This is a genomic window from Variovorax sp. PEI5, assembly GCF_056679935.1.
The window spans coordinates 2,902,926-2,920,634 of record NZ_CM155257.1 but is presented as its reverse complement, the minus strand read 5'-3'; the positions used below and the strand labels follow the sequence as shown (position 1 = coordinate 2,920,634).

The 17,709-nt window shown below is 70.6% G+C and carries 14 protein-coding genes; 4 read left to right on the top strand and 10 right to left on the bottom strand.

Going from position 1 to position 17,709, the window contains the following annotated elements; all coding sequences use genetic code 11:
* Positions 1–136: 136 nt before the first annotated feature.
* Genes AC1MLT_RS13425 through purE form a run of 3 tightly spaced genes read right to left on the bottom strand, consistent with a single transcriptional unit; the run spans position 137 to position 2,998 of the window.
* The gene (locus AC1MLT_RS13425) at positions 137–1,162 is read right to left on the bottom strand and encodes an L-threonylcarbamoyladenylate synthase (protein ID WP_481032699.1); all 1,026 of its coding nucleotides are present in this window, start codon (positions 1,160–1,162) and stop codon (positions 137–139) included.
* Positions 1,163–1,202: 40 nt separating this feature from the next.
* Complete coding sequence (locus tag AC1MLT_RS13420; RefSeq protein WP_481032698.1) at positions 1,203–2,420, bottom strand: 5-(carboxyamino)imidazole ribonucleotide synthase; 1,218 nt, start codon at positions 2,418–2,420, stop codon at positions 1,203–1,205.
* On the bottom strand, positions 2,417–2,998 hold the full coding sequence (purE, locus tag AC1MLT_RS13415; protein ID WP_481032697.1) for a 5-(carboxyamino)imidazole ribonucleotide mutase: 582 nt from the start codon (positions 2,996–2,998) through the stop codon (positions 2,417–2,419). Before purE ends, AC1MLT_RS13420 begins: the two co-directional genes overlap by 4 nt.
* Positions 2,999–3,034: 36 nt before the next feature.
* Between purE and AC1MLT_RS13410 the strand changes: the two genes are divergently transcribed.
* Positions 3,035–3,955, top strand: a complete 921-nt coding sequence (locus tag AC1MLT_RS13410; protein WP_481032696.1) for a tetratricopeptide repeat protein — start codon at positions 3,035–3,037, stop codon at positions 3,953–3,955.
* Positions 3,956–4,038: 83 nt separating this feature from the next.
* Positions 4,039–4,530, top strand: coding sequence for an META domain-containing protein (locus AC1MLT_RS13405; RefSeq protein WP_481032695.1), 492 nt, complete (start codon positions 4,039–4,041; stop codon positions 4,528–4,530).
* A 34-nt stretch (positions 4,531–4,564) separates the two neighbouring features.
* Here AC1MLT_RS13405 and AC1MLT_RS13400 read toward each other — a convergent pair whose 3' ends face one another.
* From AC1MLT_RS13400 to pyk, 4 genes are all read right to left on the bottom strand, one after another.
* Positions 4,565–5,470: a phosphoribosylaminoimidazolesuccinocarboxamide synthase gene (locus tag AC1MLT_RS13400; protein ID WP_481032694.1), complete on the bottom strand. Its 906-nt coding sequence runs from the start codon at positions 5,468–5,470 to the stop codon at positions 4,565–4,567.
* 125 nt (positions 5,471–5,595) lie between these two features.
* Positions 5,596–6,483, bottom strand: a complete 888-nt coding sequence (locus AC1MLT_RS13395) for a fructose bisphosphate aldolase (RefSeq protein WP_481032693.1) — start codon at positions 6,481–6,483, stop codon at positions 5,596–5,598.
* Positions 6,484–6,569: 86 nt separating this feature from the next.
* Positions 6,570–7,484 (bottom strand): alpha/beta hydrolase, encoded by a 915-nt coding sequence (locus AC1MLT_RS13390; RefSeq protein ID WP_481032692.1) that lies wholly within the window; start codon positions 7,482–7,484, stop codon positions 6,570–6,572.
* Positions 7,485–7,569: 85 nt separating this feature from the next.
* Positions 7,570–9,018 (bottom strand): pyruvate kinase, encoded by a 1,449-nt coding sequence (pyk, locus tag AC1MLT_RS13385; protein ID WP_481032691.1) that lies wholly within the window; start codon positions 9,016–9,018, stop codon positions 7,570–7,572.
* Positions 9,019–9,212: 194 nt separating this feature from the next.
* On the opposite strand from pyk, the gene AC1MLT_RS13380 reads away from it, so the two are divergent.
* Complete coding sequence (locus AC1MLT_RS13380) at positions 9,213–10,316, top strand: fatty acid desaturase (protein WP_481032690.1); 1,104 nt, start codon at positions 9,213–9,215, stop codon at positions 10,314–10,316.
* Between the two features lie 52 nt (positions 10,317–10,368).
* Positions 10,369–11,088: a hypothetical protein gene (locus AC1MLT_RS13375; RefSeq protein WP_481032689.1), complete on the top strand. Its 720-nt coding sequence runs from the start codon at positions 10,369–10,371 to the stop codon at positions 11,086–11,088.
* Positions 11,089–11,107: 19 nt separating this feature from the next.
* Here AC1MLT_RS13375 and AC1MLT_RS13370 read toward each other — a convergent pair whose 3' ends face one another.
* From AC1MLT_RS13370 to AC1MLT_RS13360, 3 genes are all read right to left on the bottom strand, one after another.
* Positions 11,108–12,301, bottom strand: coding sequence for a phosphoglycerate kinase (locus AC1MLT_RS13370; RefSeq protein WP_481032688.1), 1,194 nt, complete (start codon positions 12,299–12,301; stop codon positions 11,108–11,110).
* A gap of 213 nt (positions 12,302–12,514) precedes the next feature.
* Complete coding sequence (locus tag AC1MLT_RS13365; protein ID WP_481032687.1) at positions 12,515–14,965, bottom strand: DUF6351 family protein; 2,451 nt, start codon at positions 14,963–14,965, stop codon at positions 12,515–12,517.
* A gap of 188 nt (positions 14,966–15,153) precedes the next feature.
* Positions 15,154–17,577: a DUF6351 family protein gene (locus AC1MLT_RS13360; protein ID WP_481032686.1), complete on the bottom strand. Its 2,424-nt coding sequence runs from the start codon at positions 17,575–17,577 to the stop codon at positions 15,154–15,156.
* Positions 17,578–17,709 lie beyond the last annotated feature (132 nt).

Below are 17,709 nucleotides of genomic sequence, written 5' to 3'. Positions count from 1 at the left end.
CTGGAGGGGATACGGGGCATTTGATGTTGCCGGCACGTCACCTCGAAGCGATCCAGGAAAAGCCTGAAACCCGTCGCCCGGGCCCTGGAAACGCGGCATGTTCCAGGGCCGGCCCACCCGGCGGGGGGGCGCCCCTTCAGGCCGCCGCAGCGCGCTGCAGACGATCGCGCACGCCCTCCCACTCGGGCGCATCGGGCGGCGTCTCGATCCAGATCAGCCGGATGCCCCGGGCATCGAAATCGCGCAGCACCGCGAACAGCTCGCGCGCCACGGCATCCGCGTCGTCGGGCATGCGCCGCCGCAGCACATCCGGCGATGCCGTGCGCATCCCGGTGCGCGTCCAGACGGCCAGATGCGCGGCCTGGGCGCCGAGCACGTCGAGCGCCGACTGCAGCGTGCGGGCGTCCATCAGGCGCACCCGGGCATCGGGCGCGTAGTGCGCGGCCAATGTGCCGGAGGCTCGCGGGTCGGGCGCCGACAGGTCGTGGCGGTCGCGCAGCGGCTCGCCGCAGGCCGCCTCGATCTGGGCGCGCGTGATGGCGCCCGGACGCAGCAGCACCGGGGCGCCCCGGCTGCAGTCGACGATGGTCGACTCGATGCCGACCTCGCACGGACCGCCATCGAGCACGAACAGGTCGTCGCCGAACTCGGAGCGCACGTGCTGCGCGGTGGTCGGGCTGACGCGGCCGAAGCGGTTGGCGCTCGGTCCGGCCAGGCCGGCGACGCCCTGCGCGGCGCATGCCTCCAGCAATGCCAGCGCCACCGGATGCGCCGGGCAGCGCAGGCCGATGGTGTCCTGGCCGCCCGCCGCCGCCGTGGCGACGCCCGGCTGGCGCGTGACGATGAGCGTCAGCGGTCCGGGCCAGAAGGCCTGCGCCAGCCGGCGCGCGAAGGCCGGCAGCGGCTGCGCGAAGCGCGACAGCGCCTGCTCGCCATGCGCGCCGGCGGCGATGTGCACGATCAGCGGATGGTCGCTCGGCCGGCCCTTGGCGCGGAAGATGCCGGCGACGGCCTCGTCGCTGGCGGCATCGGCGCCCAGCCCGTAGACGGTCTCGGTCGGAAAGGCCACCAGCGCGCCCGCGCGCAGTCGCCGCGCGGCTTTGGCGAGCACCGCGTCGGCCGCCGCAGCGCCGGCCGTGGCGATGCGGCCGTCGCGGATCACGACGGGCTCCCCGCGACGCTGCCGGAGTCGCGCATCGCGTTCACTCCGACAGCGGGATCGGCAGGCCGAGCAGCGCGGCGGCGAAATCGGCCGTCTTGCGCACCGTCTCGATGTCGGGCCCGGTGATGTTCAGGTGCCCCATCTTGCGGCCGCGCCGGGCATCGGTCTTGCCGTAGAGATGCAGGTGCGTGCCCGGCAGCGCCAGGATGTCGGCCCAGGGCGGTTCCTGGATGGCGTCGCGGTCCTCGCGGCTCTCGCGGCCCGTCCCGGCGGCCGGGCCGGTGAACCACAGGTCGCCCAGCAGGTTGAGCATGACGACCGGACTGTGCTGGCGCGGCGGGCACAGCGGCAGCCCGGCGAGCGTGCGCACCTGCAGCTCGAACTGCGAGACGTCGCAGGCGTCCATGGACCAGTGGCCGCTGTTGTGCGGGCGCGGCGCCATCTCGTTGACGACCAGGCTGCCATCGGCGAGGACGAAGAACTCGACGCACAGCACGCCGACGTAGTCCAGGCCCTCGGCGATGGCGCGGGTCGCCTCGACGGCGCGGCGCGCCACGTCGGCGGGCAGGTTGGCCTCGTGCACCTCGGTGACGGCCAGGATGCCGTCGCGGTGCCAGTTGCGCTGCGCCGGCAGATGGACCATCTGCGCATCGTGACCGCGCGCGACGATCACCGAGCACTCGGACTCGAGTGGCAGCAGCTGCTCCAGCACGCAGGGCAGGCCGTTGGTGATGTTCCAGGCGTCGAGCAGCTCGGCGCGCGTGGCCACGCGCTGCTGGCCCTTGCCGTCGTAGCCCAGGCGCGCGGTCTTCAGGATGCCCGGCAGCAGGTGGTCGGGCACGGCATCGAGCTGGACGGCGTTCTCGATCACGGCATAGGGCGCGCAGGCGACGCCGCAGCGCACGAAATGCGCCTTCTCCTGGATGCGGTCCTGCGCGATGGCGACCGCCGCCGACGCCGGCGCGACCGGTCGCGCCACCGCCAGGTGCTCCAGCGAGGGCGCGGGCACGTTCTCGAATTCGGTCGTGATGGCCTCGGCCAGCCCGGCCAGGCGCGCCAGGCCGGCGACGTCGGTGTAGTCGGCATGCACGTGGTGATGGCTCACGCGGCCGGCCGGGCTGTCGCCATCGGGATCGAGCACCGCCGTGGCGTAACCCATGCGCTGCGCGGCATGCACGAACATGCGTCCGAGCTGGCCGCCGCCGAGCACGCCGAGCGTGGCGCCGGGCGCCAGGCAGGGGGTCGCGGGCGCCGTCACAGCGCGCCTCCGCCCTGCGGCGAGAACGGCGAGACCGCGGCCAGCGGCGCATCCGCCGTGGCGGCGACCCCGGAGGCCGGCTCCAGCGGCGGCAGGGTCATGGCGCGGGCGGCGGCGGTCTGCCGGGCGCGGAAGGCCTCGAGTCGTTCGCGCAGCGCGATGTCGCCGGCCGCGGCGAGCATCGCCACGGCGAACAGCGCCGCGTTGGCCGCGCCGGCGGTGCCGATCGCGAAGGTGGCCACCGGCACGCCCTTGGGCATCTGCACGATGCTGTAGAGCGAGTCGACGCCCTGCAGGTGGCGGCTCGCCACCGGCACGCCGAGCACCGGCACGGTGGTCTTGGCAGCCAGCATGCCCGGCAGGTGGGCGGCGCCACCGGCGCCGGCGATGATGGCGCCCAGGCCACGCGCCGCGGCCCCCTCGGCATAGGCGAAGAGTTCGTCGGGCATGCGATGGGCCGATACGACGCGGGCTTCGTGAGCGATGCCGAATTGCGTAAGAATCTCTACCGCATGGCGCATCGTCTCCCAGTCGGAGTTCGAGCCCATCACCACACCGACCCGGATTGTTTGGTTCATGGTCGCAATTTTACGTTTCGTGCCCATCTGCTCCCGATGATCGATATCACCCTCGAAAACTTCCAGACCGACCTCATCGAAGGTTCGGCCCAGACGCCCGTGCTGCTCGACATCTGGGCCGAATGGTGCGGCCCGTGCAAGCAGCTCGGCCCGGTGCTCGAAAAGCTCGAGACCGAGTATGGCGGGCGCTTCACGCTCGCCAAGCTCGATGCCGACAAGGTGCCGCAGATCTCCTCGCAGCTCTCGCAAATGTTCGGCGTGCGCAGCATCCCGTTCTGCGTGATGTTCGTCGCCGGGCAGCCGGTCGACGGCTTCGTCGGCGCCATTCCGGCCGACAAGATCCGCGAGTTCCTCGACAAGCACGTGCCGGCGGCCGAGGAGGTCGAGGCCGCGGCCGAGGAGGAAGCGGCGCTGGACGCCCTCGCCGCGGGCGACACCGAGGGCGCGCTCGAGAAGCTGCAGCATGCCGTGGCCACCGACCCGGCCAACGACGATGCCCGCTTCGACTACGTCAAGCTGCTGCTGCAGCTCGGCCGCATCGACGATGCCAAGGTCGCCTTCGCCCCGGTCATCGCCAAGACCGCCCAGGTGCGGCGCCTGGACGCGCTGGCGCGCTGGATGGATGCCATCGACTTCGCGCGGCCGGTGGCCGGCGAGGCGCCGTCCCTGGCGGCCTTCGACGCCCGCATCGCCGGCGCCAAGCGCGACTTCGAGGCCCGCTTCGGCCGCGCGCGGCTGCTGCTGGCCGAGCAGCGCTGGACCGACGCCATGGACGAGCTGCTGGAGATCCTGATGCGTGACAAGGCCTGGAGCGAGGACCTGGCGCGCAAGACCTACATCGCCATCCTCGACATCATCGAGCCGCCCCGGCCGAAGGTCGCCGACGGCCAGATCCCGCCGGACGATCCGACGGTGGCGACCTATCGCCGACGGCTCAGCAGCGTGGTCCTGAGCTGAGCCCGTCGCGCCCGGGCGGGTACGACCCGATCGCCGGGGTGGAGGCCACCGCTCCACAATGACCGTCACAAAGGAACCCTGCCATGCGCTTCTCCGCCGATCACCACGACGCCACGCCGACGCCCTCCGAGACCGCCACCACGCGCCGACGCGGCGTCCTGAGGGCGGGCTTCGCCGCGACGACCACGGCGCTGCTGGCGGCGTGCGGCTCGGGCATCAGCCTGGACGAGCCGATCGAATCGCGCGTCTGGCGCCTGACGCGGCTGGGGTCGCAACCGGTCGCCGCCGGCAACGATCCGCAGCGCGATCCCCAGATCCGCTTCGACGGCACGCGCGTGAGCGGCTCGGGCGGCTGCAACCGAGTCTCCGGCGGCTACCAGCGCGACGGCCACACCCTGCGGATCGGCCCGCTGGTGGCCACGCGCATGGCCTGCCTGGACGCGGAGCGCGGCATGCTGGAGAGCGCCTTCGTCGACGCCCTGCAGGCCACCGCCGGCTACAGCCTGCTCGGCGGCACCCAGCTCACGCTGCTCGATGCCGGCGGCCGCACGCTGGCCGTGCTGGAGAACCGCTGAGCGGCAGCGCACCGCGACCGCGGGCGCGGTGGCGTCAGTCGGTCAGCCGCTCCAGCGCCTCGCGGTACTTGGCGGCGGTCTTCTCGATCACCTCGGCCGGCAGGCGCGGCGCCGGGGGCGTCTTGTCCCAGGGCTTACCGTTGATCCTGGTGGCCTCGAGCCAGTCGCGCACGAACTGCTTGTCGTAGCTCGGCGGATTGGCGCCGGCGGCGAGCGCGTCCTCGTAGCCCTCGACCGGCCAGTAGCGCGAACTGTCGGGGGTGAGCACCTCGTCCATCAGCACCAGCGTGCCGGCGTCGTCCAGGCCGAACTCGAACTTGGTGTCGGCGATGATCATGCCCTTGGCCAGCGCGATCTGCGCCGCCGTCTCGTAGATCGCGATGCTGGTCTCGCGGATCTGCTGCGCCAGCACGGGGCCGATCATCTCGACCACGCGGTCGTAGCTGATGTTCTCGTCGTGCTCGCCGGCGGCGGCCTTGGCCGCGGGCGTGAAGATCGGACGCGGCAGCTTGCTGGCGTTGGTCAGGCCCTCGGGCAGCGGCACGCCGCACACCGATCGCGTCTCCTGGTATTCCTTCCAGCCGCTGCCGGCCAGATAGCCGCGCACCACGGCCTCCACCGGGATCGGCTTCAGGCGGCGCACCAGCATCGACCGCTCGGTCACCTGCGGCACCTCGGCGACGGTCACCACGCTCTCGGGCGCCTCGCCCGTCAGGTGGTTGGGGCACAGATGGCCCAGGCGCTCGAACCACCACAGCGCCATCTGCGTGAGGATCACGCCCTTGCCGGGGATCGGCTCGCCCATGATGACGTCGAAGGCCGAGAGGCGATCGCTCGCGACCATCAGGATGCGGTCCTCGCCGACCGCATAGTTGTCGCGGACCTTTCCGCGCGCGAGCAGGGGCAGGCTTTGGATCGAGGACGTGTGGACGGTGGTCATGGCGGCGGCGTGGATGGGAAACTGACGAAAAGGTGGATCGGGAAGCGGATTGTGCGCGCAGAAAAAAGCCACCGCGAGCGGTGGCCGGTGCGGCGGGACGCGGGGTCCCGGCGGAGCGTCGAGGCTCAGGTGATCGAAGCCTGGTAGATCGATTCGACGGCCTTGTCCAGCGCGCCGTTGAATTCGTCGTCCGACTGCTGGGCGCTCAGGCCTTCGGTCAGCGCGCGGCTGAAGCTGGCGATGACGCCGGGGTTGCGCGCCAGGCGCTCGTTGGCGCCGTTGCGGTCGTAGCCGCCCGACAGGGCCACCACGCGCACCACCTTCGGGTGGTCGACCAGTTCCTGGAAGAAACCGTCGACGGTCGGCAGCGTCAGCTTGAGCATGACCTTGGACTCGGCCGGCAGCGCGTTCAGGCGCTCGATGAAGCCCTTCTTGAGGATGACCTCGGCCTCGGCCTTGTCGGCCGCGCCGATCGAGACCTCGGGCTCCAGGATCGGCATCAGGCCGGCGGCCAGGATCTGCTGGCCGACGGCGAACTGCTGGTCGAGCACGGCGGCGATGCCCTTCTCGTTGGCGCTGTTGACCACCGAGCGCATCTTGGTGCCGAAGATGCCCTTGGCGACGGCACGCTGCAGCAGCACGTCGAGTTCGGGCATGTCCTTCATCAGCTGCACGCCATCGGCCTCGGCGGCCAGGCCCTTGTCGACCTTGAGGAAGGGCACGACCTGCTTGCGGTCCCACAGGTACGTGGCGGCGTCGATGCCGTCGATCTGGCGGTCCATGGTGGCCTCGAACAGGATGGCGCCGATCACGCGGCGGCCGTCGAAGGCCGGGCTGGTGACGATGCGGCTGCGCATGGCGTGGACCATGTCGAACATCTCGGCATCGCCCTGGTAGGCGCTTTCCTCGATGCCATAGAGCTTCAGGGCCTTGGGCGTGCTGCCTCCGCTCTGGTCCAGCGCGGCGATGAAGCCTTTGCCCGTGGTGACTTGGTTCAGTTGTTGCTGATTCACTGCTTGATTCTCTTGTTCGTGGCCCTGGAGGCCGTTGATGGCATGCGAAAAAAGGTTGCGCAAGATTGTATCGACCGCCTAAAACTTTACCCTTTAGTTCTAGTCAGGCCCAGGAATTCGGTCACGGGAGGCAGCACTGGACCACCGATCCAGCGCAATGGACGCGCCATGGCGCCGATCAGCGTGACGTGGCCCAGGTCGTCGAACGACTCGGTGCGCACGTCGACGCCAGCGGCGCGCAGCCGCTGCGCCAGGCGCGCGGTGTTGCGTCGCGGATCGACGGTCCGGTCGTCGCCCGCCGCCATCAGCAGGGTGCGCGGGGCGCCGCTGCCGGCATGCGCATAGGGCTGCGAGTCGGCGGGCGTGGCCGGCCAGTTGAACGCCACCCGGGCCTGCGGATTCTCGATCGGCAGGAAGTCGTAGGGACCGGCCATGCCGATCCAGCCGGCGAGCTGGTTCGGCCGCGCGCCGAGCTCGCCCAGCCAGCGCCCGTCGAGCGCCACCATCGCGGCGTTGTAGGCGCCCGAGCTGTGGCCCATGACATACACGCGGGCCGGGTCGGCGCCCAGCCGCGCCGCCTGGTCGAGCGCCCATTTCACGGCCAGCGCGCTGTCGCGCACGAAGACCGGATACCTGAATTCCGGCGCCAGGCCGTAGTCGGGGATGGCCACGATCGCGCCGCGCGCGGCCAATGCCTCGCCGACGAAGCGGAAGCCGGCCCGGTCGCCATGGGTCCAGGTGCCGCCATAGAAGAACACCACCAGCGGCGGCTTGCGGCCATCGGCCGGGACGTCCGAGGTGCCGGCCAGGGGCCGGTAGAGATCGAGCTTCTGGCGGGGTGCCGCGCCATAGGCGATGCCACCCTCGAAGCGATAGGTGTCGGCCGGCACCAGCCCGTTGACGAGCCGGGCCGGGGAGCAGGCGGAGAGCGCCGCGACGGCGCCCAGGGCGAGGGCCGGTGCCAGCAGGCGCCGGCGCGAAGGCAGGAAGGGCAGGGTCATGCGGGGGATACGCGACTTCGGACGCTTCGGTTTCGCGGACCGCGCGCAGCGGTCACGCATGCCGCGCACGCGCCGCTCGCATCGCTCAGGTCGCGCGGCAGATCTTCAGCATGTTGGTGCCGCCCGGTGCTCCCATGGGTTCGCCGCAGGTGATGGCGTAGACATCTCCGCTCTGCACGATGCCGCGCTTCTTGAGATGCGCCTCGGCGTGGTCGAGCGCCGTGTCGCGGTCGGTGTGCGAATCCATCAGCAGCGGCCGGACGTTGCGGTAGAGCGCCATCCGGCGCTGCGTGGCCAGCCGCGAGGTCAGCGCATAGACCGGGATGTGGGCCGAATGCCGGCTCATCCACAGCGGCGTGGAGCCCGACTCGGTCAAGGCCACGATCGCCTTGGCGCCCAGGTGGTGGGCGGTGAACAGCGCGCCCATGGCGATGGCCTGGTCGATGCGGGCATAGGTGTGGCCGCTGAAGTCGGTGTCGCGCGCGGTGTCCTCGGCCTGTTCGGCCGCCTCGCAGATGCGGCTCATCTCCTGCACGGTCTCTAGCGGATAGCGGCCCGAGGCCGTCTCGGCGCTCAGCATGACCGCATCCGTGCCGTCGAGCACCGCGTTGGCCACGTCGCTCACCTCGGCGCGCGTGGGCACCGGATTGGTGATCATGGATTCCATCATCTGCGTGGCGGTGATGACGACCTTGTCCATCTCGCGCGCCATGCGGATCATCTTCTTCTGCAGGGCCGGAACCGCCGCGTTGCCCACCTCGACCGCGAGGTCGCCGCGCGCGACCATGATGCCGTCGCTCGCGCGCAGGATCTCCTCCAGCTTGGGGATCGCCTCGGCGCGCTCGATCTTGGCGATCATGCCGGGCCGGTGGCCGTATTCGGCGGCCGCCACGTTGCACAGCTGGCGCGCCATCTCCATGTCGGTGGCGTTCTTGGGGAAGCTCACGGCCACGTAGTCGGCCTGGAAGCTCATGGCGGTGCGGATGTCCTCCATGTCCTTGGCCGTCAGCGCCGGCGCGGTCAGGCCGCCGCCCTGCTTGTTGATGCCCTTGTTGTTGGACAGTTCGCCGCCCAGCACGACGGTGGTGGCGACGGTCTCGCCCTTGACCGCGTCCACGCGCAGCACGATCAGGCCGTCGTTGAGCAGCAGCCGGTCGCCGGCCTTGACGTCGCGCGGCAGGTCCTTGTAGTCGAGTCCGACCGCTTCGACGTCGCCCGGCAGCGTGCGCGCCGCGTCGAGCGTGAAGCTCGCGCCCGGCTCGAGCCAGACGCGGCCCTCGGCGAACTTGCCGACGCGGATCTTCGGCCCCTGCAGGTCGGCCATGATGGCCACCTCGCGACCGACCTTGCGCGCCGCCTCGCGCACCATCGCGGCACGGGCGATGTGGTCCTGCGCCGTGCCGTGACTGAAATTCAGGCGCACCACGCTGACCTTGCTGTGGATCATCTGCTCGAGCAGCTCCGGCGTGTTGGAGGCGGGGCCGAGCGTCGCGACGATCTTCGTGGCATGGCGGGGCAGGCGGACGATGTCCATGAGGGGGTCTCCGGTTTGGGGCTTTTGGCACAATTCTCACACGAGGTCGTGACATGGCACGGCATGCAAGATCGTCCGGGACCCGATCGGCCCTCGCGCCGCCATCGGCTCCCGTCCGTCACGACCCTCCCCACGATGAATGCGACGCGGGCGCCTCGCGTGCCGCGATTCCTCCACTCCTTTGCGTTCGTCCCATGCAGTCCCCCATCGAACCCGTTCCCTCGCCGTTGCCGCTCGACGCTCCCCTGCCCCACCGCAAGGTGATCCGGTCGTGGCTGATCCCGCTGGCCCAGCGCACCACCGTGCGCGCCTTCGTGCTGCTGGCCATCGACTATCTGCTGTTCGGCGCCCTGCTCGCGACCACGGTGCTGGTCAAGCCGATCTGGCTCAAGCTGCTGGCCGGCCTGCTGGCGGGCTTCGTGATCGGGCGGCTGTTCATCATCGGCCACGATGGCTGCCACCAGAGCCTCACGCCGCACCGGCGGCTCAACAAGTGGCTCGGGCGCATCGCCTTCCTGCCCTCGCTCACGGCCTACAGCCTCTGGGACATGGGCCACAACGTGGTCCACCACGGCTTCACCAACCTCAAGGGCGTGGACTTCGTCTGGGCCCCGCTGACGCGCGACGAGTACCGCGCGCTGTCGCCGGTCGGCCGCCTGCTCCAGCGCCTCTATCGCAGCGGCTGGGGCCCGGGGGCCTACTACATGATCGAGATCTGGTGGAAGAAGATGATGTTCCCGACGCAGAAGGCGCTGGGCAACACGATGCGCCCGATCTTCTGGAAGGACTGCCTGCTGGTGAGCGCCTTCGCCATCGCCTGGGTCGCCGCGCTGGTGGCCGGCGCCCTGGCCACGGACCAGTCGGTGGGCTGGGTGCTGCTGGCGGGCTTCGGCGTGCCGGTGGTGTTCTGGTTCCACATGATGGGCTTCGTGATCTATGGCCACCATACCCACGTCAAGGCCCAGTGGCACGACGACCGCGCCGCCTGGCAGCGCGCCCAGCCCTTCGTCTCGACCACCGTGCACCTGACCTTCCCGTTGCAGGTCGGCGCCCTGCTCCATCACATCATGGAGCACACCGCGCACCACGTCGACATGAGCATCCCGCTCTACAGGCTCAAGGAGGCGCAGAAGATGCTGGAGCATCTGCTGCCCGAGCGGATCATCATCCAGCGCTTCTCCTGGCGCTGGTACTTCGACACCGCGCGGGCGTGCAAGCTCTATGACTTCACGCGCCAGTGCTGGACCGATTTCGATGGTCGTCCGACCAGCATTCCGCGCGTCGCGCAATCCATGTAAAGAAGGCGTCGGCCGCTAGCGTGTCGACCTTTCATTCCCTAAGGTCTTCACGATGGCTCTTCATGCTTCGACGCTCCCCCTGCATGCACCGGCGCGCGCCTGGCTGCTCCAGGCCGCACGCTGGTTCCTGCTGGCATTCCTGCTGGCCATCTACCCGTTGGCACTGCGGCTGCCGGAGAGCCTGAGCTGGGAGAACGGCTGGCTGGAGCGGACGCAGCTCGCCATGCTGATCATCGGTTTCCTGTGCGCGGCCTGGATGCGCAGCGACCTGCGCCGCGGCACGTCGGACCCGCGCGCGCCGTCGACGCGCCAGACGGTGCTGCGCCTGAGCCTGATCGCCATGGCGTTCTGGCTGATGTGCGCCGGACGGGAGACCAGCTGGGGCGCCACCTTCCTGACCCGGGGCGTGATGGAGGCCGACGGCCCCTATTTCTCGTCCAGCAAGCTCTGGTATCACATGGCCATCAAGCCGCTGGTGCTGCTGGCCGTGGGGGCGGCGGCGCTGGCCTTCGTCTATTGGCGCCTCGATCGGCCGCTGCTCGCCCTGATGCGGCAGCGGCGCTTTCCCTGGGCCGAACTGGCGCTGGTCGTGACCGCCGCCGTCATGTCCACGCTGTCCGAGAGCAGCATGTTCTTCGAGGACTCGGCGCCGGAGGCGCTGCGCATGCTGGTCGAGGAACTGGCCGAGATGGGTTGCTACTTCGGCCTGCTGCTGATGCAGACGCGCCTGTTCATCGCGCTCGGCGCGCCCAGCGGCGCGGACGCCGACTGAGCGCGTCCGCGCGGGCGCGTCAGCCCGCCGCGCGCTTCTCCAGGATCTCGAGCGCCGGCAGCGTCTTGCCTTCCAGGATCTCCAGGAAGGCGCCGCCGCCGGTCGAGATGTAGCCGACCCGGTCCTCGATGCCGTACTTGGCGATCGCCGCCAGCGTGTCGCCACCGCCCGCGATCGAGAATGCCGAACTCTCGGCGATGGCCCGGGCGATCGCTTCCGTGCCCTTGGAGAAGGCGTCGAACTCGAACACCCCGACCGGGCCGTTCCAGACGATGGTGCCGGCCTCGCGCAGCTGCGCGGCGAGCATCTCGGCGGTCTTCGGGCCGATGTCCAGGATCAGGTCGTCCTCGGCCACCGCGTCGGCCGGCTTGACGCTGGCCTCGGCCGTGGCCGAGAAGGTCTTGGCGGTGACGACGTCGACCGGGATCGGCACGGCGGCGCCGCGCGCGCGCATGGCCTCGATGACGGCCTTGGCCTGGTCGACCAGGTCCGGCTCGGCCAGCGACTTGCCGATCGACAGTCCCGAGGCCAGCATGAAGGTGTTGGCGATGCCGCCGCCCACGATCAACTGGTCGACCTTCTCCGCCAGGCTCTTGAGGATGGTCAGCTTGGTGCTGACCTTGGAGCCGGCGACGATCGCGACCAGCGGACGCCTGGGTTGCGCCAGGGCCTGGGTGATGGCGTCGATCTCGGCGGCGAGCAACGGGCCGGCGGCGGCGACCTTCGCGTACTGCGCGATGCCATAGGTGGTGGCCTCGGCGCGGTGCGCGGTGCCGAAGGCGTCGTTCACGTAGATGTCGGTCAGCGCGGCGAGCTTGCGCGCCAGCGCCTCGTCGTTCTTCTTCTCGCCCTTGTTGAGGCGGCAGTTCTCCAGCAGCACCACCTCGCCGGGCGCGACCTCCACGCCATCGACCCAGTCGGCCACCAGGCGCACGTCGCGGCCGAGCAGCTCGCCCAGGCGGACGGCGACCGGCGCGAGCGAGTCGGCGGGCTTGAACTCGCCCTCGGTCGGACGCCCCAGGTGCGAGGTCACCATGACGGCCGCGCCGGCGTCGAGCGCCTGGCGGATGCAGGGCACCGACGCGCGGATGCGGGTGTCCTCGGTGATGCGGCCGGTGTCGTCCTGGGGCACGTTGAGGTCGGCGCGGATGAAGACGCGCTGCCCGGCGACGCGGCCCTGGGCACAGAGATCGGAAAAGCGGATGACGTTCATGGCGATGGTGATGGGAGGAGCTGAGGAAAGGGGGTGGGTCACAGCGGCGCCGGGGCCGGGTGTCCGCGACGCGGAATTGTAGGAGCCGCCTGTCGGAAGACCCCACAGGAAAAAAGGGCCGGCGGATCGCTCCGCCGGCCCTGGACGCCGGGTCGGCGACGCGGATCGCCCGGATTCCCGGTACGCTCCGCGCCGCCCTGGACCGGCTTCAGGTCATTTCGCGATCGACACCGGCACCGCGGCCAGCGCCTGGCCGCCCGGGCCGGCGCTGAAGCCCAACGGACCCACCGCCGCCTGCTGGCCGACGCCGGGCTTGCTCCAGTCGCACACGCCGCCAGGGAACACCGCCTGCAGGCGTGCGAGCTGCGTCGCATCGAGCCGGCCGCCATATTCGCTGGCGTCGAGCGGGCGCAGCTGGCACTTCAGGATGTTCTCCGACAGCGGCCCGCCAGCCACCTGGCGCGGCGAGGACGACGCCTTCAGGAACGGATCGGCATCGCACGCGGCCGCATCGGTCACGCGCGTCGACTGCGCCACGTCGCTCGACAGCAGGCAGAAGTTCTGCGCGCCGGCCGGGCGCGCCGCGCGCACCTTGTCCTCGATGCCGCGGCCGCTGGTGTCGGCCTTGATCGTGGTGAGCCACTGATCCATGGTGTCGAAGGCCTGCGGTGCCAGCACCGGCGACAGCAGTCCGCCACGGCCGAAGCGCCACAGCGCGTGGTTGCCGGCGTCGCCATACTCGCGTACCAGGCGGTCGCGGATGGAGAAGCTGCGCCACACGTAGTGGATCGGGATGGTGCTGCGCGCGGTGGTGCCCGGCTGCAGGATCAGGCCGGAGTCGTCCCAGCCACGCATGTCGATCACCGCTGTCTTGGCCAGGTTGCGGCCGCTCATGACGATGCCGGCGCGATAGGCCACCGAGAGCGCCGGCGTGTCGGCCAGCGTGCGCGCGGTCTGCGGGTTGGTGTCGTGGTCGGCGCCACCGGCGATCTCGTTGACGACGACGAACTCCTCGGGCGTGATGCTGCCGGCCAGCAGCGCCTTCAGGCCGTACTGCACGCCGACGTTGTCGCGCGTCTCGTTGGCGCGGATGCCATCGGCGGCCTTGCCGAAGATCGGCGCCGCCCAGTCCCAGGCATTGCAGCGCGCGCCACCGGGATTGGTGACCGGGTCGTAGACCAGGGCGGCGGGCATCTGGCAGTTGTTGACCAGGGTGCCGGGCGCGACCAGCGCGCCATCGGGCGAGAGCACCAGCTTCTGCACGTAGTTGCCGGCCTTGGCGTTGCTGCCGAAGGCGTTGTACCAGCCATGGCACGCGGTCTGGTCGGGGTGGCCGTTGATGGCGGCCTTCTTGGCCGCCTCGACGGCGGGCGTGACGCCATTGGCGCTCATCAGATTGAGCCAGGCCGGCTTGCGGTAGGCCTCGACCAGCTGCACGCAGTCGCCGACCTCGATGGCGGTGGTCTCCGAGTCCGGATAGGCGCACGAGATGGTCACGCCGTCGAGCAGGCCGGGCGAGATGGAAGCACTCATGTGCGAGTTGATCGATCCGCCCGAGCAGCCGGCGCCCATCGTGAACTTGATCGGCCCGTAGCCGTCGACGATGCGCTCCTTCATGCGGCCGACGGTCTCGGTCATCAGCACCCGGTTGGAGTTGATGGCCGAATCGGTCATGCTGTTGGCCGCCACCAGGTAGCCGCGCGCGAGCTGGGCGTCGAACGACGGCCAGGCGCTCTGCGGACGGATCTGGCGCCGGGGCTGGCCCGTGCTGGAGCCGAACTGGTAGTAGACCTTGCCATTCCACTGCGGCTGCGGCGCCGTCGGCGTCCAGGTCTTGGCCGGATCGTGCAGCACCACCAGGTCGTAGATGCCGCGATTCATCACCCCGCGCTCCACGCGCACGATGTAGGGCACGCTGACGCCGCCATCGGTGGTGGTGGTGGCCAGGTCGGCCGGGGCCGCCGCGCCGGCGACATAGGGCTTGAAGCAGGGATTGGCCGGCGCCGGCGCCGTGGTCGTCGGCGCGACGTCGGTGTAGGTGACGTTGGGACTCGGGTCAGGAAGCGCGAACGAGCACCCGGCGGTGGTGGTGCGGTAGTACAGCTTGAACTCGCTGGGCGTCGTGCACTGCGCGTCGGTGGCCGCTGTCGCCAGGCCGCTGGCATTGCTCGCCGGCGCGCCGGCCGTGGCGCCCCGGGGCACCGGCGTGGCGCAGTAGAACGGCGTGACCTGCGCGCCGGAGAACACCGGCAGGTTGCGCCCGGTGTTGGTGATCGTCAGGCTCGCCGCGGCGATGGCGGTGCGCGCGTTGAGCACGTTGGCGCCGCTCTTCAGACCCGTGACCAGGCCCAGCGTGCGGCCATCGGCGCGGGTGGTGAAGGCGCTGGTGACATCGCGCCCGTCGACATCCACCGCCAGGCCGGTCGCGCCCACGCCCGGTGGCAGCAGCAGTTCGACCAGCGCATCGCCATCGGTGACCCAGTCGGCGCGCGCCGACAGCGTGCGGATCTCCAGCCGGCTGACGGACGCCCCGCCGGTCCCGCCCGTGTTGGTGTTGTCGTCATCGCCGCTGCCGCCGCAGGCCGCGAGCGCGGCCGCGGCCAGAGCGACCGGCAGCCAACGGCTGCCGCGCGGCGCGAAGGCCGTCGAATCGTGGGAATGCATGGAAACTGTCTCCTGAAGAGGATGTACGGAAACGTGGCTGCTGGGGCCCGTCGGACCCGGCAACCAGTACGCATGGCCGGGACGGGCGTCAGTCTGCGACGTCGAGCCGCGCCGGGCCTCCGGGATTTCCAGCATCCCCTGTCGCGCAGGTTCCAGTCGGATCGCGTCGCGAGAGCCGCTGCGCGGACCTAGCGCGACATCCGGCCGCCCGGGCCGGCGCTGAAGCCCAACGGACCCACCGCCGCCTGCTGGCCGACGCCGGGCTTGCTCCAGTCGCACACGCCGCCAGGGAACACCGCCTGCAGGCGTGCGAGCTGCGTCGCATCGAGCCGGCCGCCGTAGTCGCTGGCGTCGAGCGGGCGCAGCTGGCACTTCAGGATGTTCTCCGACAGCGGCCCGCCAGCCACCTGGCGCGGCGAGGACGATGCCTTCAGGAACGGATCGGCATCGCACGCGGCCGCATCGGTCACGCGCGTCGACTGCGCCACGTCGCTCGACAGCAGGCAGAAGTTCTGCGCGCCAGCCGGTCGCGCCGCGCGCACCTTGTCCTCGATGCCGCGGCTGCTGGTGTCGGCCTCGATCGTGGTGAGCCACTGGTCCATGGTGTCGAAGGCCTGGGGCATCAGGCTCGGCGAGCCGAGCCCGCCACGGCCGAAGCGCCACAGCGCATGGTTGCCGGCATCGCCATATTCGCGCGCCAGGCGGTCGCGGATCGAGAAGCTGCGCCAGATGTGATGGATGGGAATGGTGCGACGCGCGGTGGTGCCCGGCTGCAGGATGAGGCCGGAGTCGTCCCAGCCGCGCAGGTCGATCACCGCCGTCCTGGCCAGGTTGCGCCCGCTCATGACGAGACCGGTGCGATAGGCCACCGACAGCGCTGGCATGTCGGCCTGGCTACGCGCGATCTGCGGGTTAGTGTCGTGGTCGACGCCACCGGCGATCTCGTTGACGACGACGAACTCCTCGGGCGTGATGCTGCCGGCCAGCAGCGCCTTCAGGCCGTACTGCACGCCGACGTTGTCGCGCGTCTCGTTGGCGCGGATGCCATCGGCGGTCCTGCCGAAGGTCGCGACCGACCAGTCCCAGGCATTGCAGCGCGCGCCACCGGGATTGGTGACCGGGTCGTAGACCAGGGCGGCGGGCACCTGGCAGTTGTTGACCAGGGTGCCGGGCGCGACCAGCACGCCATCGGGCGAGAGCACCAGCTTCTGCACGTAGTTGCCGGCCTTGGCGTTGCTGCCGAAAGTGTTGTACCAGCCATGGCAGCCGCTCTGATCGACATGGCCGTTGATCGCCGCCTTCTTGGCCGCTTCGGCTTCGGCCGGGACGCCCTGGGCGCGCATCAGCGCCAGCCACTGCGGCTTGCGGTAGGCCTCCACCAGCTGGACGCAGTCGCCGACCTCAATGGCGGTGGTCTCCGAGTCCGGATAGGCGCACGAGGCGATCACGCCGTCGAGCAGCCCCGGCACGACCGAGGCGCTCGCATGCAGATTGATGGCGCCGCCCGAGCAGCCCGCGCCCATCGTGAACCTAATCGGGCCATAGCCGTCGACGATGCGCTCCTTCATGCGCGCCAGCGTCTCGGTCATCTGGATGCGATCGGCGTTGTTGGCCGAGTCGGTCATGCTGTTGGCCGCCACCAGGTAGCCGCGCGCGAGCTGGGCGTCGAACGACGGCCAGGCGCTCTGCGGACGGATCTGGCGCCGGGGCTGGCCCGTGCCGGAGCCGAACTGGTAGTAGACCTTGCCGTTCCACTGCGGCTGCGGCGCCGTCGGCGTCCAGGCCTTGGCCGGATCGTGCAGCACCACCAGGTCGTAGATGCCGCGATTCATCACCCCGCGCTCCACGCGCACGATGTAGGGCACGCTGACGCCGCCATCGGTGGTGGTGGTGGCCAGGTCGGCCGGGGCCGCCGCGCCGGCGACATAGGGCTTGAAACAGGGATTGGCCGGCGCCGGCGCCGTGGTCGTCGGCGCGACGTCGGTGTAGGTGACGTTGGGACTCGGGTCAGGAAGCGCGAACGAGCACCCGGCGGTGGTGGTGCGGTAGTACAGCTTGAACTCGCTGGGCGTCGTGCACTGCGCGTCGGTGGCCGCTGTCGCCAGGCCGCTGGCATTGCTCGCCGGCGCGCCGGCCGTGGCGCCCCGGGGCACCGGCGTGGCGCAGTAGAACGGCGTGACCTGCGCGCCGGAGAACACCGGCAGGTTGCGCCCGGTGTTGGTGATCGTCAGGCTCGCCGCGGCGATGGCGGTGCGCGCGTTGAGCACGTTGGCGCCGCTCTTCAGACCCGTGACCAGGCCCAGCGTGCGGCCATCGGCGCGGGTGGTGAAGGCGCTGGTGACATCGCGCCCGTCGACATCCACTGCCAGGCCGGTCGCGCCCACGCCCGGTGGCAGCAGCAGTTCGACCAGCGCATCGCCATCGGTGACCCAGTCGGCGCGCGCCGACAGCGTGCGGATCTCCAGCCGGCTGACGGACGGGTCGCCCCGATGGGCGCTGCCGCCGCAGCCCACGAGCATGAGCGTGGCGAGAAGCGCCGTGGGAAGCACGATGGGAACGGATGGCACCCTGCGGTGCCGCCGCGAGGCGAAGGTCGTCGACCGGCTGGACATGAATCTCTCTCCCTGGAATGCGTGCGTCGAGGCACTTGCGGGACCGCCGGACCCGGCGACTCGGGCGCATTGTCAGGATTCGGTGATGCTCGCTCGCGAGAGACGCCGACCGACCGGCGCTGCGGCAGCACC

Coding starts and splice junctions, on each gene's coding strand:
- AC1MLT_RS13380 (WP_481032690.1), top strand. CDS start 9,213: ATGCAGTCCCCCATCGAACCCGTTCCCTCGCCGTTGCCGCTCGACGCT.
- AC1MLT_RS13365 (WP_481032687.1), bottom strand. CDS start 14,965: ATGCATTCCCACGATTCGACGGCCTTCGCGCCGCGCGGCAGCCGTTGG.
- AC1MLT_RS13360 (WP_481032686.1), bottom strand. CDS start 17,577: ATGTCCAGCCGGTCGACGACCTTCGCCTCGCGGCGGCACCGCAGGGTG.
- AC1MLT_RS13400 (WP_481032694.1), bottom strand. CDS start 5,470: ATGACCACCGTCCACACGTCCTCGATCCAAAGCCTGCCCCTGCTCGCG.
- pyk (WP_481032691.1), bottom strand. CDS start 9,018: ATGGACATCGTCCGCCTGCCCCGCCATGCCACGAAGATCGTCGCGACG.
- AC1MLT_RS13375 (WP_481032689.1), top strand. CDS start 10,369: ATGGCTCTTCATGCTTCGACGCTCCCCCTGCATGCACCGGCGCGCGCC.
- AC1MLT_RS13390 (WP_481032692.1), bottom strand. CDS start 7,484: ATGACCCTGCCCTTCCTGCCTTCGCGCCGGCGCCTGCTGGCACCGGCC.
- purE (WP_481032697.1), bottom strand. CDS start 2,998: ATGAACCAAACAATCCGGGTCGGTGTGGTGATGGGCTCGAACTCCGAC.
- AC1MLT_RS13410 (WP_481032696.1), top strand. CDS start 3,035: ATGATCGATATCACCCTCGAAAACTTCCAGACCGACCTCATCGAAGGT.
- AC1MLT_RS13405 (WP_481032695.1), top strand. CDS start 4,039: ATGCGCTTCTCCGCCGATCACCACGACGCCACGCCGACGCCCTCCGAG.
- AC1MLT_RS13370 (WP_481032688.1), bottom strand. CDS start 12,301: ATGAACGTCATCCGCTTTTCCGATCTCTGTGCCCAGGGCCGCGTCGCC.